The organism is Nocardioides sp. BGA-UO-ETr-FS32 (assembly GCF_059567905.1).
The window spans coordinates 85,417-102,868 of record NZ_JCAQOX010000007.1 but is presented as its reverse complement, the minus strand read 5'-3'; the positions used below and the strand labels follow the sequence as shown (position 1 = coordinate 102,868).

Genomic DNA, 17,452 nt, shown 5'->3' with positions numbered 1-17,452 from the left:
AAATGCCCTAGCGTGCAGGACCGTGCGAGCGTTCCGACGATTCACCGTCCGTCCTGTCCTGCCCGAGCCCCTGGCGGCGCTGTCCGTCCTGGCCGGCAACCTCCGCTGGTCGTGGCACCCACCGACGCAGGACGTGTTCTCGTCGATCGACCCCGGGCTGTGGCGCCAGGTCAAGTGCGACCCGGTGCGCCTCCTCGGCGCCGTGGGCCGTGAGCGCCTCGACGAGCTGGCCGGCGACGACGAGTTCCGGGCCCGCCTCGACGCGGCGCACGCCGACCTCGAGCGCTACCTCACCGAGGACCGCTGGTACGCCCGGAAGGCCGGCACGTTCGTTCCTGGGGGGGACACGGGGGGCGGAGCCCCCCGTGCGATCGCGTACTTCTCCCCGGAGTACGGCATCAGCTCGGTGCTGCCCCAGTACTCCGGAGGTCTCGGCATCCTCGCCGGCGACCACCTCAAGGCGTCCTCCGACCTCGGCATCCCCCTGATCGGCGTCGGGCTGTTCTACCGGCACGGCTACTTCAAGCAGGCTCTCGACCGCGACGGCTGGCAGCAGGAGAGCTATCCCGTCCTCGATCCCGACGAGCTCCCGCTCACCCAGCTGCGCGAGGCCGACGGCAGCCGGGCGACCGTCTCGATCGCGCTGCCCGACGGTCCCGACCTCGTGGCCCGGATCCTCGTGGCGCAGGTCGGCCGCGTGCCGCTGCTGCTGCTCGACACCGACATCGAGGACAACAGCGCCCACTACCGCGACGTGACCGACCGGCTCTACGGCGGCAACTCCGAGCACCGGCTGCGCCAGGAGCTGCTCCTCGGCGTCGGCGGCGTACGTGCCCTGCGCGTGTGGTCGCGCATCACCGGGGCCCCGGCCCCGGAGGTCTTCCACACCAACGAGGGGCACGCCGGCTTCCTCGGCATCGAGCGGATCCGCGAGCTGACCGTCGGCGACGGCGGTCCTGACCTCGACTTCGACACCGCGCTCGAGGTCTCCCGGGCAGGCACGGTCTTCACGACCCACACCCCGGTCCCGGCCGGCATCGATCGCTTCCCCCGCGAGCTGGTCTCCCAGTACTTCGGCGGCAACAGCCCCACCCCGGGCGTCCCCGTGGACCGCGTCCTGGCGCTCGGTGCGGAGGACTACGACGGCGGCGACGCCGGCGTCTTCAACATGGCGGTCATGGGCTTCCGTCTCGCCCAGCGCGCCAACGGCGTGTCCCAGCTGCACGGCCACGTCTCGCGCGGCATGTTCAACGGACTCTGGCCCGCCTTCGACGAGGCCGAGGTCCCGATCACCTCGATCACCAACGGCGTGCACGGCCCGACCTGGATCGCCCGTGAGGTCATCGAGCTCGCCGCGAGCCGCGGCGCCGACATCGACGGGGACGACACCGACGCGCTCTGGCCGATGGTCGACCACATCGGCGACCGCGAGATCTGGGACCTCAAGCGCACGCTCCGCACCCGTTTCGTCGACGACGCCCGCGACCGGATGCGCCGCTCGGCGGCCAAGCGCGGTTTCGCCGCCGCCGAGACGACCTGGATCGACAGCGCCCTCGACCCCGACGTGCTGACCATCGGCTTCGCGCGGCGTGTGCCGACCTACAAGCGGCTCACCCTGATGCTGCGCGACCCGATCCGGCTCAAGAAGCTCCTGCTCGACCCCGAGCGCCCGATCCAGCTGGTGATCGCCGGCAAGGCCCACCCGGCCGACGAGACCGGCAAGCGACTGATCCAGGAGATGGTTCGCTTCGCCGACGACCCGGAGATCCGGCACCGCATCGCGTTCCTGCCCAACTACGACATCGCGATGGCGCAGCCGCTCTACCCCGGCTGCGACGTGTGGCTCAACAACCCGCTGCGCCCCTACGAGGCGTGCGGGACGTCCGGCATGAAGGCCGCGCTCAACGGCGGCCTCAACCTGTCGATCCTCGACGGGTGGTGGGACGAGTGGTACGACGGCAACAACGGCTGGGCGATCCCGTCGGCCGACGGCATCGACGACCCCGACCGTCGCGACGACCTCGAGGCCAACGCGCTCTACGACCTCCTCGAGACCGAGGTCGTCCCGCGCTTCTACGAGACCAACGACGAGGGCGTGCCTCCGCGCTGGCTGGAGATGGTGCGCCACACGCTGAAGTCGCTGGGCCCCAAGGTGCTCGCCACCCGCCAGGTGCGTGACTACGTCCGCGAGCTCTACGCCCCCGCGGCGCACACCGCGCGCTCCCTCAACTCCGACTACGCCGGTGCCCACGAGCTGTCCGCCTGGAAGCAGTCGGTCCGCGCGGCCTGGCACGGCGTCCGGGTCGAGCACGTCGACTCCGAGGGCGTCGGGGACCAGGCCGAGGTCGGCGCCACCCTCGCCGTACGTGCCTGGGTCGCGCTCGGGTCGCTGTCGCCGTCCGACGTGGAGGTACAGGTGGTGCACGGCAAGATCGGCTCGGACGACGAGCTGACCGCGACGTCCGTGACGCCGATGACGGTGGGGGAGTCCTACGACGGCAACCGCCACCGCTTCGACGCGACCGTCCTGCTCGACCACTCCGGCGCGTTCGGCTACACGGTGCGTGCCCTGCCCAAGAACGACGCGCTCGCGTCGGTGGCCGAGCTGGGGCTGGTGGCCGAGCCCGCCTGAGGCCTCGCACAGGGCGCAGGCCGAGGTCCGGGGCGAGAGTCCCGTCAGTAGGGATGTCCCCGAATCACATGACCTCTCCCCGCGTGGACCGCCCTAGGTTCGTGACATGGGGATCTGTGCTGCGCTGCTCACCACCGCGACCGTGCTCGCCGGTGTGCAGGCAGGAGGGGTCCCGGCGCCCACCGTCCGTCCCCCGGAGACCACGAGCGTGCGCGACCGGGCCGGCGACGTCCGTACCTTCGCCGAGGTCAGGGGCCTGAGTCGGACCGAGCGGACCTCGATCGACATCCGACGGGTCGACCTTGAGGTGCGCGCGAGCAGCGTGCGGATCACGGTGTGGCTCGGTCGTGTGCTGACCACCCGCCGGTTCCAGCAGATCGTGGTCCTGTCGCTCACCCCGGCGGCGGGCTCGGCGGCCACCGGGACGGCAGGGGTCTCGTTCAGTCCGCAGCGCCGACGGCTTGCCCATGCGGCCCACGACGTCGATGGAGCGGGCAGCTACATCGCCTGCGATCCCCTGCGTGCCCAGGTGCTCGGCCGGACCGACCGGGTGCGCCTGACCGTTCCGCAGCGATGCATCCCTGCCGGCCCGCTGAGCGTGCGCGTGACGTCGTCGACGGGCTACTTCCGCTCCGACGCGACCCGGCCGTGGTCGCGCGACCGGGTGCGGTTCCCGTCGCCGGTCGTGCTGCGCGACGAGCCTCCGCGCCGGACTCGGCAGGGTCATCGGTCCTCGCGGTGAGTCCGGCGGCCGAGCCCGACCGTGGACGGCGTGGACACGCGGACAGAAGTGCGGCCGGACCGGTCACCTGAGCGGGGGCGGCCCGGCGACCTCTGGGTTCTGTCCGCGTGTCTACGCGGCCGTCGGACGGACCGAACGCGCTCAGCAGGACTCGAGTGCCGCGTGTGCGCCGGGCCGGGCCGGCCACTCGGTCCGTACGACGGTCGCTGTGGCCAGTCGTCCCGCGTCGCGGCGTAGCGCCCGGAGGATCAGCCGAGGGTCAGCCAGAGCCCGACCGCGGTCGGGACGAGCCCGAGCAGTAGCCAGGGCGACAGGATCGCCTTGCCGTGGATCGCCCGCCCCGCCGCGACGGCCATGGCACCGAAGGCACCGGCGATGACGTGGAGGCCGACCCGTGACGACATCGGCCCGTCGAGCATGACACCGGCCACGACCAGGCCCACGACGAGGTGCAGGATCGTGGTGACGGCCAGCGTCGACATCACCCAGCGCTGCACCCGCGCGAGGTCGCGCGCGTCCTTCTCCGGGTCCTTGATCACCTGACGGGGTGCGTCGAGGTCGAGGAGGTGGCTGCGACCCTTCTCCGTACGTCGCGCGGGAACGCTGCTGGCCATGCGGACATCATCCCAGACGGGCCGACGGCCGCCGAACCGGTGCACACTCGGCAAGTGCGATCAAGCGCGGGGGAGCGGCCGGGACGAGGCTGGTGGCCATGACGACAGCGGCTGACACCTTCGCCGCGTTCCTCGACGTCCTGGCCGAGACCCTCGACCTGCGCAGCGAGGAGCGAGCGCAGCGGCTCCACCTCTCGCGGTTCCACCTCGATCGCGTGGTGTCGGCGACGGGCGGTGAGCCGCCTGAGCGGATGCGGCGCCGCCTGCTGCTCGAACGCGCGGCGTACCGCCTCGTGACCAGCGAGCAGCCGGTGGTCGACATCGCGTTCGAGGCCGGCTTCGGCTCCCACGAGGCGTTCACCCGGGCGTTCTCGCGGGAGTACGGCGCGCCGCCCAGCCGCTGGCGTCAGCACCCCACCCGGACCCGGATCGAGGGTCCGAGCGGCGTGCACTTCCACCCGCCCGGGAGCCTCCGGCTGCCGACCTCGCGAAAGGTGACCCCGATGGACCTGATGACGCGCATGATCGAGCACCACGTCTGGCTGACCGGCGAGATGATCGACCGGGCCGGCCGGCTCACCGACGGGCAGCTCGACGCCCCGATCGAGGTGCCCATCGGCACGATCGACGACGACATGTCGATCCGCTCGGTGCTCGGCCGGCTCGTCGGCCAGCTCGCCCAGTGGAACACCGCGGTCGAGCAGCGTCCGTACGACTTCGCCCAGGAGCGCGGGAAGTCGCTGAGCACGCTGCGGCGTGAGCTCTCCGAGGAAGGGCCGGCGTTCCTCGAGCAGGTGCGGACCACGGTCGAGGAGGGGCGGTTGGACGACACCTTCGTCGACGTCACCTGTGAGCCCCCGAGGGTGTTCACCTACGGCGGGATGGTCGCGCACGTGCTCACCTTCGCCGCCGTACGCCGGCTGGTCGTGCTCGGCGCGTTCGAGACGTACGGCGTCACCGACCTCGACGCAGGCGACCCGATGGAGTGGATGGCCGAGCCGGCGACCTGACGCATGCGCCCCTTGACCACCGCTGGACCCGGGGCGAGTGTGGGAGGACAGCGTGGTCCACAAGGAGGTCCGCCATGCCGGACGACCAGTACGCCAGCGTCCGCTACCTCGTCGACGACGTCGATGCCGCGGTCGCGTTCTACACCGACGTCCTCGGGTTCACCCTGCTCAGCCGCCCGGCGCCGCCGTTCGCCGACGTCGTGCGAGGACCGCTGCGCCTGATGCTCTCGGGACCGCAGACCTCCGGGGCGCGCGCGACGCCGGACGAGCTCGCCGGACCGGGGCGCAACCGGATCCACCTGGTGGTGGACGACCTCGACGCCGAGCTCGCGCGCCTCCGGGAGGCGGGGGTGGAGCCGCTCGGCGACCTGGTCGCGGGACCGGGCGGTCGCCAGGTCCTCGTCCTCGACCCGGCCGGCAACCCCGTCGAGGTGTTCGAGCCGGCTTCCTGAGACCTGCCTCAGGTCTGGCGCAGGACGAGCACCGACCGGGCCTGGAGGTCCAGCGTCCCCCCGGCCACGACCGGGGTGCCGACCGCGAGGTCGGCGTTCGTGGAGAGCACGACCTCGCCGTGGTGGACCCACTGGTTGTCGGGCAGCACCAGCTCCACGTCGTCCGCGCCGGAGTTGAGCCAGATCATGAACGACTGGTCGCGGACCTGCTCGCCGCGCGGCCCGGGGGAGCGCAGCGGAGCTCCGTTGAGGAACATGCCGATCGTGCGGATCGAGTCGTCGTTCCAGTCGTCGACGGTCATCTCGCGGCCGGTGGGGTGCACCCACACCAGGTCCTTGATCCCGCCCTTGATCGTCGGGCGCCCCTCGAACCAGTGGCGCTGCCGCAGCACCGGGTGCTCGCGGCGCAGCCGCAGTGCGGTCTTGGTGATGTCGTAGACGTCGAGCCACGCGTCGTCGGGGCGCCAGTCGATCCACGAGGTCTCGTTGTCCTGGCCGTAGGCGTTGTTGTTGCCGCCCTGCGTACGACCGCGCTCGTCGCCGGCCGTCAGCATCGGCACGCCGCTGGAGAAGCACAGGGTGGCCATCAGGTTGGCGGCCTGGCGGCGCCGCAGCGCGATGATCTCCGGGTCGTCGGTCTCACCCTCGACGCCGCAGTTCCACGACCGGTTGTTGTCGGTGCCGTCGCGGTTTTCCTCGCCGTTGGCCTCGTTGTGCTTCTCGTTGTAGGACACCAGGTCACGCACGGTGAAGCCGTCGTGGGCGGTGATGAAGTTGACCGACGCATACGGCGAGCGGCCGTCGTCGGCGTACAGGTCGCTCGAGCCCGCCAGCCGGGTCGCGACGGTGCGCACGCCGCCGGAGTGGCCGCGCCAGAAGTCGCGGACCGTGTCGCGGAACTGGTCGTTCCACTCGATCCATGGTGGCGGGAACTGGCCCACCCGGTAGCCGTCCATCGAGGCGTCCCACGGCTCGGCGATGAGCTTCACGTGGCGCAGCACGGGATCCTGGCCGATCGCGGTGAGCAGGTGCGAGCCCATGTCGACGACCTGGTTGGTCCGGGTGATGGCGCTCATCAGGTCGAAACGGAAGCCGTCGACGTGCATCTCGCTGACCCAGTAGCGCAGCGAGTCGAGGATCATCCGCAGGCTCTGCGTGTGCGTGGAGTCGACGGTGTTCCCGCAGCCTGTGACGTCCCAGTAGCGCACCGGCCCGGGCTCCTCGCCCGCCTCTGTCGCCGGTGCCGCGACGCGCTGGTAGTAGCCGCGGTCGTCGAGCCCGCGGAAGCTGAGCGTCGGACCGAGCGGGCCAGCCTCGGCGGTGTGGTTGTAGACCACGTCGAGGATCACCTCGAGGCCGGCCGCGTGGAAGTCCTTGACCATCTGCTTGAACTCGGTGACCTGCTGCCCGCGGTCGCCGGAGGCGGCGTAGGCGTTGTGCGGGGCGAAGAAGCACAGTGAGTTGTAGCCCCAGTAGTTGACCAGGCCCCGTTCGGCGAGCGCCGGCTCGGAGAAGAACTGGTGCACCGGCAGCAGCTCGACCGCCGTCACGCCGAGGTCCTTGAGGTAGTCGGTCACCGCGGGCGTCGCGAGCCCGGCGTACGTGCCCCGCAGGTCCTCCGGCACCCGGTCGTGCAGCATCGTCATGCCCTTGACGTGCATCTCGTAGATGACCGTGTCGCGCCAGCGGCGGCGAGGCGGGGTGTCCGGGCCCCACTGGAAGTCGTCGTAGACCACGACGCTGCGCGGCACGTACGGCGCGGAGTCGAGGTCGCTGATCGTGTCGGGGTCGTCCTTGGTGTAGCCGAAGATCGCGTCGTCGACGAGGAGGTCGCCCGAGACGGCCTTGCCGTAGGGGTCGAGCAGCAGCTTCGACGGGTTGAACCGCAGGCCGGCCTCCGGGTCCCACGGGCCGTCGGCGCGGTAGCCGTAGCGGGTGCCGGGCGAGACGCCGGGCAGCGCGCCGTGCCACACGCCGAGCGAGTGCTCGGTCAGCCGGTGGCGGACCTCGGTCCCGTCGTCCCCGAACAGGCACACCCACATCGCGGTGGCGGCAGGGGCGTACACGGCGAAGTTGGTGGACTCGGCCGACCACGTCGCGCCCAGGGGGTAGTTGCGTCCCGGCCAGACGGCCATCGTCTCGCCGTCGTGGTTCCAGGCCGTCGTCGTCTCGGGGGGCGGTGTCACGCGAGCCATTGTGGTGGCATCGTCCACGCACGGCACAATGCGCCCACGAGGCGGCACGGCGCCCGCACCCACGACCGCACCACGATGAGGAGCCACCATGGAGTTCGTCTCGATCGACGTGACCGACGGGGTCGCGATCCTGCGGCTTGACCGCCCGAAGATGAACGCGATCAGCGTGCAGGTCCAGGCCGACCTGCGTGAGGCGGCCGCGGAGCTCACCGAGCGCGACGACGTCCGCGCCGTGGTCCTGTGGGGCGGTGAGCGGGTCTTCGCGGCCGGCAACGACGTCAAGGAGATGGCCGAGCTGACCTACTCCGACATGGTGAAGGTCTCCGCCTCGGTCAGCTCCGCCACCACCGCGATCGCACGCATCCCGAAGCCGGTGGTCGCCGCCGTCAACGGGTACGCCCTGGGCGGGGGCTGCGAGCTCGCCCTGGCCGCCGACCTCCGCTTCGCCGCCGAGGACGCCGTCCTCGGCCAGCCCGAGGTGCTGCTCGGCATCATCCCCGGAGCCGGCGGCACCCAGCGCCTCGCGCGACTCGTGGGCGCCTCCCGGGCGAAGGACATCATCTTCACCGGCCGCTTCGTCAAGGCCGACGAGGCCCTGCGCATCGGCCTGGTCGACCGGGTCGTCCCGGCCGACAAGGTGCTGGAGGAGTCCGTGGCGTGGGCCGCCCAGTTCAGCGGGGCCGCCGCCCTGGCGATCCGGGCCGCCAAGGAGTGCATCGACCGGGGCAGCGAGGTCGACCTCGACACCGGCCTGGAGATCGAGCGGCAGCAGTTCGCCGGCGTCTTCGCGACGGAGGACCGTACCCGCGGCATCACCTCGTTCGTTGAGAACGGACCGGGCAAGGCGACCTTCGTGGGTCGATGAGCGACACCACGAGACGAGCGCCGACACGACAAGACCCGACACGACCAAGGGAGACGACGACTGTGGCAACGAAGATCCGGGCGAGACTGGCGCAGCTGATCTGGCTGGTGTGCGCGCTGTGCGCCCTGGTGCTGGCCATCGGCGCCCTGCTGATCGCCCTGGACGCCAACACGTCCAACTCGCTGGTCGACTTCGTCCTGCGGGCCGCCGACTACGTCGACGTCGGGGTCTTCTCCCGCCAGGACGGCATCAAGCAGTTCCGCGGCGACGGCGCGCAGGTCAAGAACGCGCTCTTCAACTGGGGGCTCGGGGCGATCGCCTGGCTCGTCGTCGGCCGGGTCCTGGACCGGATCGTCAAGCCCTGACCCGACGCCTGCCGTGATCTCACCGTGACAGCGTCACTGTGAGCGACCACACCCGGATCGCCATTCCGGTGGGCGCTGACCGGCTAGTAACCTCACGAGCACATCCGACTGCACAGGAGGGGCCGCGAGGCCACACACCATGAACATTGTTGTCTGTGTGAAGTACGTGCCGGACGCCACGGCCGACCGCAAGTTCGAGGACGACTACACCGTCGACCGCGTCGGCGTCGACGGCCTGCTGTCCGAGCTCGACGAGTACGCCGTGGAGCAGGCCCTGCAGTTCCGTGAGAAGCGCGAGGGCGAGGAGATCACCGTCACCGCGCTGACCGTGGGCCCCGAGAAGGCCGTCGACGCGGTGCGCAAGGCGCTGCAGATGGGTGCCGACTCTGCCGTCCACGTCGTCGACGACGCGATCGCCGGCTCCGACTACCTCGGCACCTCGCTGGTGCTCGCCAAGGCGATCGAGAAGATCAAGGCCGACACCGGCGCCGACCTCGTGGTCTGCGGCATGGCCTCGACCGACGCCTCGGGCTCCGTGGTGCCGGCGATGCTGGCCGAGCGCCTGGGCATGCCGCAGGTGACGCTGGCCTCGGTGATCGAGTCGCAGGGCGACCAGGTCCGCATCAAGCGCGACAACGAGGGCTCGACCGAGGTCATCGGCGCGACGCTGCCGATCGTGCTGAGCGTGACCGACCAGTCCGGCGAGGCCCGCTACCCGTCCTTCAAGGGCATCATGGCCGCGAAGAAGAAGCCGCTGGAGACGTGGTCGCTGACCGACCTCGGCCTCGACGCCGACCAGGTCGGCCTCTCGGTGGCCTACACCCAGGTCGAGGACACCACCGCGCGTCCGCCCCGTACGGCCGGCGAGGTCGTCACCGACGAGGACGGCTCGGGCGCTGGTGCGCTGGTCGAGTTCCTCGCCTCGAAGAAGTTCATCTGAGGAGCTGCGTAGACATGTCTGAGGTTCTTGTTGTCATCGACCACGCCGACGGCGAGGTCAAGAAGCCGACCTACGAGCTGCTGACCATCGCGCGCCGGCTCGGCGAGCCGTCCGCGGTGTTCTTCGGCTCGCCCGACCAGGGCGACGCCGTGGCCGAGAAGGTCAAGAAGTACGGCGCCGCGAAGCTCTACGTCGTCGACGACGCCCAGATCAAGGGCTTCCTCGTCGCACCGAAGGCCGAGGCGCTCGAACAACTGACCAAGCAGCTGGCCGAGAAGGCTGGTGGAGATGGCCCGGCCGCGATCCTGCTGCCGTCGACGTTCGAGAACAAGGAGGTCGCCGGTCGCCTGGCGATCAAGCTGGGCTCCGGGCTGATCACCGACGCCGTCGACGTCGCCGAGGGCGGCGTGACCACCCAGAGCGTGTTCGCCGGCAACTACACCGTGCAGGCCAAGGTCACCACCGGCACGCCGATCATCACGATCAAGCCCAACTCGGCCGCCCCCGAGGAGGCCGAGGGCGCCGGTGCGGTCGAGGCGTTCGCCGTGACCGTGTCGGACGCCGCCAAGGGTGCGCAGATCGTGGCCACCCAGCCGCGCCAGTCCACCGGTCGTCCCGAGCTGACCGAGGCCGCGATCGTGGTCTCCGGCGGCCGTGGCACCGGGGGCAACTTCGAGCCCGTCGAGGGCTTCGCCGACAGCCTCGGTGCGGCCGTGGGTGCCTCGCGTGCCGCGGTCGACTCCGGCTGGATGCCGCACGCCTTCCAGGTCGGCCAGACCGGCAAGACGGTCTCGCCGCAGCTCTACGTCGCCAACGGCATCTCCGGTGCGATCCAGCACCGCGCCGGCATGCAGACCTCGAAGACCATCGTCGCGGTCAACAAGGACCCCGAGGCCCCGATCTTCGAGCTCGTCGACTTCGGTGTCGTGGGCGACCTCCACACGGTCCTCCCCGCGGCCACGGAGAAGATCACCGAGCGCAAGGGCTGAGCAGCCCGAGACGTCGAACGCCCCCGGCCCCACGGCCGGGGGCGTTCGTGCATCCGGAGCCGGGTCACCAGCGGTCGACCCGCACCGTCCAACCGTCGGCCCGCCGCGCGATCTGCACCGTCTGGCCCTGGCCGGTGCGGGTGCTGTCCATCTCGAAGCGGGTGGGCCGGTCGTAGGACTGCTCGACCCCGGCGCACCTCCCGCGGGTGCGGGTGGGGAAGCGCCCCAGACGTTCCGTGCCGTCGGACGAGACGTGGCGGAGGAGTGTCGGCCACCTCCGTGGACCGCTCGCGGCGACGAGCTGGACAGCGTCCTGCGGACCGTCCGGCACCACGACGTCGCACCGTCCGGTGGTGCCGCCCGGAAGGGTCACGACGCCGAGCTCGGGCGAGATGACGTGGATGGCGTCCGGGCCCGGTACGGCGACGTACCGTCCGTCAGACGACTGGCCCAGCGTGCGCTGCCCCATCCGCAGCGCCTGCCAGGCCACGCCGTCGCGGGTGGTGAGCACCACGTTGCTGCCCCCGCAGCTCACGACCGCCACGATGACGGCCAGAGGCCGGACGGTCCCGTCGGCTCCCCAGCGGCACCGGGTGCGCGACTCGTGCACCGTGACCGCCGCACCCCACGCCTGGGCGACCGGGTCGTAGACCTGGGCCCGGACCCGCCGACCCGTCCGCGACCCCAGGGCCACGAGCGGGGCCCCGGGAGCGGTGAAGAACTCCGTGTCGAGGCCACGCTCGACCAGGGTGAGGCCCGGCGCCGTGATGGGGGGCCGGCGCGTCACAGCCCAGGGGGACGAGGCGTCGGGGCGCGAGATGACGGCGACGGAGGAGGGGAGGGCGAACTCCCCGAACACGGCGGTGTTCGCATCCACGTTGGCGAAGTTGCGGTCCTGGCAGGCGTCGTCGATCTCGACCTCCTGGCGCGTCGGTGGGGCGTCTCCGGTCCGGGTCAGCACGACCATGGCGCACCGGCGACGGGACACGTGCGCGCCGAAGAGGTAGGAGACCTGGGCGTCGTCGGTGATGGTCGCGGTCGCCGTGTACTCGCGCCCCGGGGTCTCGAGGGCGCGGCGGGTGAAACCTTCGGGACCCCACGTGACGTAGCCGCGGAACTCGAGCCAGACCGCCCGACTCCCGTCGGGGGAGACGCCGGGCTCGTCGTACGCCTCGCCCTGGAGGGGGAACGACGACCAGGTGACGGTGTCGGCCGACCACAGCGCGTGGGACGCGGTGGGCGCCTGGTCCTCCGAGTAGCCGCCGCGGTCGCACGGCGCGACGAGCGCGACGGCTCCCCCCGACGTACGGCCCTCGACGTCCCCGCAGGAGAGGTTCTCCTTCCGCAGCACCTCCTGGCGCCCGCCCCACGCCCGGGTGACGGCGTCGTAGCGCTTGCTCCAGACCGCCCGGTGGTCGTCGTCGACCCAGACGCGGAGCACGTCGCCGTCGACCAACGTCAGCTCGACGCCGCCCTCGACCTCCCGTGGCAGGTCGTCCGCGCCGGTGGCGTCGACCGGAGCCGGCGCCGCGCCCACGGTCGAGCCGGTCAGGACAGCCGCTGCCGTCGCCAGTGCGACGATCACCCCCGTGATGCGAGACATGGACCGAGGATAGGCGTGATCGGCCTACGCTCGGTCCCATGAGCAGCGAGGAAGACGTCCGGGAGGTGGCGCGGCGCGCCCGGACCGCCAGCCACGAGCTGGCCACGGCCACCCGGGCGACCAAGGATGCCGCGCTCCACGCGATGGCCGAGGCCCTCGTGGCGAGCGCCGAGGGTGTCCTGGCCGCCAACGCCGAGGACGTCGCCCGGGCCGAGGCCGGCGGGACTCCCGCCAACATCGTCGACCGCCTGCGCCTCGACCAGGACCGGCTCGAGGCCATGGCCCAGGGGCTGCGCGACGTCGCCGCACTGCCCGACCCCGTCGGCGAGGTGCTGCGCGGCAGCACCCTGGCCAACGGGCTCGAGCTGCGCCAGGTGCGCGTGCCGTTCGGCGTGGTCGGGATGATCTACGAGGCCCGCCCCAACGTCACCGCCGACGCCGCCGGGATCTGCCTCAAGTCCGGCAACGCGGTGCTGCTGCGGGGCTCGTCGAGTGCCCGGTCGAGCAACGCGGCGATCGTCGCGGCGATGCGCGGTGCGCTCGCCGGCAGCGGGCTGCCCGAGGACGCCGTACAGCTGGTGCCGGGCGAGACCCACGACTCGGTGAAGGCGCTCATGCGCGCACGCGGGCTCGTCGACGTCCTGATCCCGCGCGGCGGGGCGGGACTGATCCGCAGCGTGGTCGAGGAGTCGACCGTGCCGGTCATCGAGACGGGCGTGGGCAACTGCCACGTCTACGTCGACGCCTCGGCCGACCTCGAGCAGGCGCTCGCCATCGTGATGAACTCCAAGACCCACCGCACCAGCGTCTGCAACGCCGCCGAGTCGCTGCTGGTGCACGAGGACGTCGCCGACGAGTTCCTGCCGCTCGTGGTGGAGGCGCTGCAGCACGCCGGGGTGCTCGTGCACGGCGACCGTGCGTTCGCCGAGTACGACGACGTCGTCCCGGTCACCGACGAGGACCACGCCGCGGAGTTCCTCGGGCTGGAGATCTCCGCCGCGGTCGTCGCCGACGTCGAGGGCGCGATCGAGCACATCCGTCGGTTCTCCTCGGGCCACACCGAGGCGATCGTGGCCCGTGACCAGGCGACGATCCGCCGGTTCGTCGCCGCGGTCGACTCCGCCGCGGTGATGGTGAACGCGTCCACGCGGTTCACCGACGGAGGCGAGTTCGGCTTCGGCGCCGAGATCGGGATCTCGACCCAGAAGCTCCACGCGCGTGGTCCGATGGGCCTCCCGGAGATGACATCGAGCAAGTACGTCGTGGTCGGCGAGGGCCACGTGCGGTGATGCCGGTAGGGTGAGCCCATGCTGAGCACCGTCATCACGCTTGCCGCCGAGGCCGAGAGCGAGCCCGCCGTCCACCCCTACGTCATCGGTGGCGTGACGTTGGTCCTCCTCATGGTGCTGCTCCTGGCCGTGGTCTCCTTCGGTGGCGGGCGCGAGCACAGCTGATCCGGTGGCGGCTCCTGTGGCCCGGCGTCGCGTCGGGGTGATGGGCGGCACGTTCGACCCCATCCACCACGGCCACCTCGTCGCCGCGTCCGAGGTACAGGCCTGGTTCGACCTCGACGAGGTCGTCTTCGTGCCCACCGGGGACCCCTGGCAGAAGAGCGACCGCGCGGTCACCGCGGCCGAGCACCGCTACCTCATGACAGTGGTGGCCACGGCCGCCAACCCTCGCTTCAACGTCTCCCGGGTCGACATCGATCGTGCGGGCAGGACCTACACGATCGACACGCTGCGCGACCTCAAGGCCGAGATGCCCGACGCGGACCTGTTCTTCATCACCGGCGCCGACGCCCTGGCCGACATCTTCACCTGGCGTGACGCCGAGGAGCTCTTCGATCTCGCGAGCTTCGTCGGCTGCACCCGGCCGGGCTACGAGATGGACCCCGAGGCGCTCGCCAGGATCCCCGCCGACCGGGTCACCATGGTCGAGATCCCGGCCCTGGCGATCTCGTCCACCGACTGCCGCGAGCGCAAGCGTCGCGGGGAGCCCGTCTGGTACCTCGTGCCGGACGGTGTGGTGCAGTACATCGCCAAGCACGACCTCTACGCCGCACCCGACACCAGCAAGGACACTGCATGACTGCCACCGACCACGCCCTCGAGCTCGTCGCCGTCGCGGCCCAGGCCGCGCACGACAAGAAGGCCGACCAGGTCCTGGCCTTCGACGTGAGCGACCAGCTCGCGATCACCGACGCGTTCGTGCTGGCCAGCGCGAGCAACGAGCGGGCCGTCGGCGCGATCGTCGACGAGGTGGAGGACAAGCTCCGCGAGTCCGGTGCGAAGCCGATCCGGCGCGAGGGCCACAAGGAGGGCCGCTGGGTGCTCCTCGACTACGGCGAGATCGTGGTCCACGTCCAGCACGAGGAGGAGCGCTCGTTCTACGCCCTCGAGCGGCTCTGGAGCGACTGCCCGCTCATCCCGCTGACCCTCACGTGAGGCGTCTGGTCCTCCTGCGCCACGGGCGCACCGCCTGGAACGACGCCGGTCGCGCCCAGGGGCACGCCGACGTGCCGCTGGACGACGTCGGCCTGGCGCAGACGAAGGAGGTCGCGCCACTCCTGGCCGCCATGGCGCCCGTGTCGGTTTGGTCCTCGGACCTGGCGCGCGCCTCGGCCACGGCCGAGGCCGTCGCGGCCGAGTGCGGCACGGAGCCGTCCCTCGACGCGCGGCTGCGGGAGTTCGACGTGGGCCCGAACCGTACGGGCCTGACCACGGACGAGTACGCCGCCGCGTTCCCCGAGGAGTACGCCGCCCTGCTGGCGGGCGATATCGCCGGCATCCCCGGGCGCGAGACCGACGACGACGTGCTCGCGCGCTTCCTGCCCGCGCTCGAGACGTACGCCGACTCGCTGGGGGACGGGGAGACCGGTCTCGTCGTCTCGCACGGCGCCGCGCTGCGGACTGCCGTGCCCGCCTTCCTCGGCTGGGGCCGCGGAGCGGGCGAGGCGCTCGGCGGCCTGGCCAACTGCGGGTGGGTCGAGCTCGAGCACTCCGCGTCGTTCTGGACCGGTGGCGCGGAGCGGTGGCGGCTGACGGCCTGGAACCGGGTCGCGACCCCGTGAGGCCGCCGGCGAGCGAGCGAGCGCGTGAGGTCGACGTGGCGCTCAGTCGACAGCTCGCCCGGGTCATGGACGACGCGGTGACCGTGCCCGGCACGCGCATCGGGGTCGGGCTCGATGCCGTGATCGGCCTGGTGCCGGGCATCGGCGACGTCGTGGGCAGCGCCCTGTCGGGCGTGATCGTCCGCGACGCCGTACGCGCCCGCGTGCCGATGGTGGTGCTCGCGCGGATGGGGCTCAACCTGGTGATCGACGCGGTCCTGGGCCTCGTGCCCGGCATCGGGGACCTCCTCGACGTCGCCCACCGGGCCAATCGCAAGAACCTGCGGCTGCTGCTCCGCGAGGTCGAGCGCGAGCCGCTGCGCGAGCCCCCGAGCCCGGCGTACGTCGCCGGAGCGGTGGCGCTCATGGTGGTCCCGCTCCTTGCCGGGATCGCCGCCACGGTGCTCGGGATCTGGCTCCTGTGGCGCTGGATCACCTGATCCTTCGTGGAACCGGGACCCCGATTTCACCCTCCGGGAGACGTCGGCTAATGTTCTCGGCTGTTGGGGCTGTGGCGCAGCTGGTAGCGCATCTGCATGGCATGCAGAGGGTCAGGGGTTCGAGTCCCCTCAGCTCCACCAACGAAGAGGCCGGACCGTGAGGTCCGGCCTCTTCGCGCGTTCGGGCATCGCCGAGTCGGCGAACGGATCGGGGCGGTGGCACCATGTGCTCATGACCGCGACCGACCTCTCCACCAGCACCACGTCGCCGCAGCTCTCCGAGCTCACGAGCGCCCACATCGAGGCCACCGAGCGCTACGCGGCGCACAACTACCACCCGCTCCCGGTGGTCCTCGCCGAGGGCGACGGCGCGTGGGTCGTCGACGTCGACGGCAAGCGCTACCTCGACTGCCTCGCGGGCTACTCGGCGCTCAACTTCGGTCACTCCAACGAGCGCCTCGTCGCGGTCGCGCGTGAGCAGCTCGGCCGGCTCACGCTGACGAGCCGCGCGTTCTTCAACGACAGGCTGAGCGGCTTCGCCGAGGCGCTGTGCCGCCTCACCGGCAAGGACATGATCCTGCCGATGAACTCCGGCGCCGAGGCCGTCGAGACCGCCATCAAGGTGAGCCGCAAGTGGGGCTACGAGGTCAAGGGCGTGCCGGCCGGCCAGGCCACGATCATCACCATGGAGGGCAACTTCCACGGCCGCACCACCACGATCGTCAGCTTCTCCGACGACGACGTGGCGACGTCGGGCTACGCCCCGTTCACCACCGGCTTCCGCGGCGTGAAGTACGGCGACATCGAGGCCATCGCCTCGGCCATCGACGAGACCACGGTCGCCGTCCTCTTCGAGCCGATCCAGGGCGAGGGTGGCGTCGTGATGCCGCCCGAGGGCTTCCTGCGCGACCTGCGCGCGCTCTGCACCGAGCGCAACGTGCTGATGGTCGCCGACGAGATCCAGTCGGGCCTGGCCCGCTCGGGCCGCACCTTCGCGTGCGACCACGAGGACGTCGTCCCCGACATCTACATCATGGGCAAGGCGCTCGGCGGCGGCATCTACCCCGTCTCCGCGATCGCGGCCGACCGCGAGGTCATGGACGTCATCACGCCCGGCTCCCACGGCTCGACCTTCGGCGGCAACCCCCTCGCCGCCGCCATCGGCACCGAGGTCGTCGCGATGCTGGAGGAGGGCACCTTCCAGGCGCGCTCCGCCGAGATCGGGGCGCAGCTCGAGGCCGGCTTCGGCCCCCTGGTGGGCAACGGCCTGTCCGACGTACGCGTCCGCGGCGCCTGGGCCGGCATCGACATCGACCCGTCACTGATGTCCGGGCGCCAGATGTCCGAGGCGCTCATGGCCCGCGGCATCCTCGCCAAGGACACCCACGGCTCGACCGTCCGCTTCGCCCCGCCGCTGGTGGCCAGCGACGAGGACATCGCCGGACTGGTCGCCGCGGTCACCGAGATCCTCGCGGCCGCTGCCTGAGCCGACC

The 17,452-nt window shown here is 71.5% G+C and carries 18 protein-coding genes and 1 tRNA gene; 16 read left to right on the top strand and 3 right to left on the bottom strand.

From position 1 onward, the window contains the following. The first annotated feature begins 22 nt into the window (after positions 1–22). Together glgP and AC57BS_RS03280 are read left to right on the top strand one after the other, a co-directional pair. On the top strand, positions 23–2,632 hold the full coding sequence (gene glgP, locus AC57BS_RS03285; RefSeq protein ID WP_496410043.1) for an alpha-glucan family phosphorylase: 2,610 nt from the start codon (positions 23–25) through the stop codon (positions 2,630–2,632). Positions 2,633–2,738: 106 nt separating this feature from the next. Next, complete coding sequence (locus AC57BS_RS03280; RefSeq protein ID WP_496410042.1) at positions 2,739–3,374, top strand: hypothetical protein; 636 nt, start codon at positions 2,739–2,741, stop codon at positions 3,372–3,374. Between the two features lie 248 nt (positions 3,375–3,622). Here AC57BS_RS03280 and AC57BS_RS03275 read toward each other — a convergent pair whose 3' ends face one another. Then, entirely contained in the window at positions 3,623–3,988 is a 366-nt protein-coding gene (locus AC57BS_RS03275) for a hypothetical protein (RefSeq protein ID WP_496410041.1), read from the bottom strand. Positions 3,989–4,086: 98 nt separating this feature from the next. Here AC57BS_RS03275 and AC57BS_RS03270 point away from each other — a divergent pair, with 98 nt between their 5' ends. Both AC57BS_RS03270 and AC57BS_RS03265 read left to right on the top strand, forming a co-directional pair. Then, positions 4,087–4,998, top strand: coding sequence for a helix-turn-helix transcriptional regulator (locus AC57BS_RS03270; protein ID WP_496410040.1), 912 nt, complete (start codon positions 4,087–4,089; stop codon positions 4,996–4,998). A 74-nt stretch (positions 4,999–5,072) separates the two neighbouring features. Beyond that, entirely contained in the window at positions 5,073–5,450 is a 378-nt protein-coding gene (locus tag AC57BS_RS03265; protein WP_496410039.1) for a VOC family protein, read from the top strand. Positions 5,451–5,458: 8 nt separating this feature from the next. On the opposite strand, the gene glgX is transcribed toward AC57BS_RS03265, so the two are convergent. After that, positions 5,459–7,636: a glycogen debranching protein GlgX gene (gene glgX, locus AC57BS_RS03260; protein ID WP_496410038.1), complete on the bottom strand. Its 2,178-nt coding sequence runs from the start codon at positions 7,634–7,636 to the stop codon at positions 5,459–5,461. A gap of 97 nt (positions 7,637–7,733) precedes the next feature. Here glgX and AC57BS_RS03255 point away from each other — a divergent pair, with 97 nt between their 5' ends. The 4 genes from AC57BS_RS03255 (at position 7,734) to AC57BS_RS03240 (ending at position 10,804) form a co-directional block, all read left to right on the top strand. Continuing rightward, positions 7,734–8,510 carry an enoyl-CoA hydratase/isomerase family protein gene (locus AC57BS_RS03255; RefSeq protein ID WP_496410037.1) on the top strand — a complete coding sequence of 259 codons (777 nt, stop codon included), beginning with the start codon at positions 7,734–7,736 and terminating at the stop codon, positions 8,508–8,510. A 62-nt stretch (positions 8,511–8,572) separates the two neighbouring features. Further along, complete coding sequence (locus AC57BS_RS03250) at positions 8,573–8,875, top strand: hypothetical protein (protein WP_496410036.1); 303 nt, start codon at positions 8,573–8,575, stop codon at positions 8,873–8,875. Positions 8,876–9,014: 139 nt separating this feature from the next. Then, complete coding sequence (locus AC57BS_RS03245) at positions 9,015–9,815, top strand: electron transfer flavoprotein subunit beta/FixA family protein (protein ID WP_496410035.1); 801 nt, start codon at positions 9,015–9,017, stop codon at positions 9,813–9,815. A 14-nt stretch (positions 9,816–9,829) separates the two neighbouring features. Next, a complete protein-coding gene (locus tag AC57BS_RS03240) occupies positions 9,830–10,804 on the top strand; it encodes an electron transfer flavoprotein subunit alpha/FixB family protein (RefSeq protein ID WP_496410034.1) in 975 nt (324 codons plus the stop codon). A 64-nt stretch (positions 10,805–10,868) separates the two neighbouring features. Here the strand turns inward: AC57BS_RS03240 and AC57BS_RS03235 are convergent, their stop codons facing one another. Beyond that, positions 10,869–12,407, bottom strand: a complete 1,539-nt coding sequence (locus tag AC57BS_RS03235) for a hypothetical protein (protein WP_496410033.1) — start codon at positions 12,405–12,407, stop codon at positions 10,869–10,871. Between the two features lie 38 nt (positions 12,408–12,445). On the opposite strand from AC57BS_RS03235, the gene AC57BS_RS03230 reads away from it, so the two are divergent. From AC57BS_RS03230 to rocD, 8 genes are all read left to right on the top strand, one after another. Continuing rightward, positions 12,446–13,696, top strand: a complete 1,251-nt coding sequence (locus tag AC57BS_RS03230) for a glutamate-5-semialdehyde dehydrogenase (protein WP_496410032.1) — start codon at positions 12,446–12,448, stop codon at positions 13,694–13,696. A gap of 18 nt (positions 13,697–13,714) precedes the next feature. Next, positions 13,715–13,861, top strand: a complete 147-nt coding sequence (locus tag AC57BS_RS03225; RefSeq protein ID WP_168218513.1) for a hypothetical protein — start codon at positions 13,715–13,717, stop codon at positions 13,859–13,861. Between the two features lie 4 nt (positions 13,862–13,865). Continuing rightward, positions 13,866–14,498, top strand: a complete 633-nt coding sequence (gene nadD / locus AC57BS_RS03220; protein ID WP_496410031.1) for a nicotinate-nucleotide adenylyltransferase — start codon at positions 13,866–13,868, stop codon at positions 14,496–14,498. After that, on the top strand, positions 14,495–14,854 hold the full coding sequence (rsfS, locus tag AC57BS_RS03215) for a ribosome silencing factor (RefSeq protein WP_129453541.1): 360 nt from the start codon (positions 14,495–14,497) through the stop codon (positions 14,852–14,854). The genes nadD and rsfS overlap by 4 nt, the downstream gene beginning before the upstream one ends. After that, entirely contained in the window at positions 14,851–15,480 is a 630-nt protein-coding gene (locus AC57BS_RS03210) for a histidine phosphatase family protein (protein ID WP_496410030.1), read from the top strand. The genes rsfS and AC57BS_RS03210 overlap by 4 nt, the downstream gene beginning before the upstream one ends. A gap of 35 nt (positions 15,481–15,515) precedes the next feature. Then, positions 15,516–15,959 carry a DUF4112 domain-containing protein gene (locus AC57BS_RS03205; RefSeq protein WP_496410029.1) on the top strand — a complete coding sequence of 148 codons (444 nt, stop codon included), beginning with the start codon at positions 15,516–15,518 and terminating at the stop codon, positions 15,957–15,959. A 65-nt stretch (positions 15,960–16,024) separates the two neighbouring features. After that, positions 16,025–16,100 (top strand) — tRNA-Ala (locus AC57BS_RS03200). A gap of 91 nt (positions 16,101–16,191) precedes the next feature. Next, entirely contained in the window at positions 16,192–17,445 is a 1,254-nt protein-coding gene (rocD, locus tag AC57BS_RS03195) for an ornithine--oxo-acid transaminase (RefSeq protein ID WP_496410028.1), read from the top strand. Positions 17,446–17,452 lie beyond the last annotated feature (7 nt).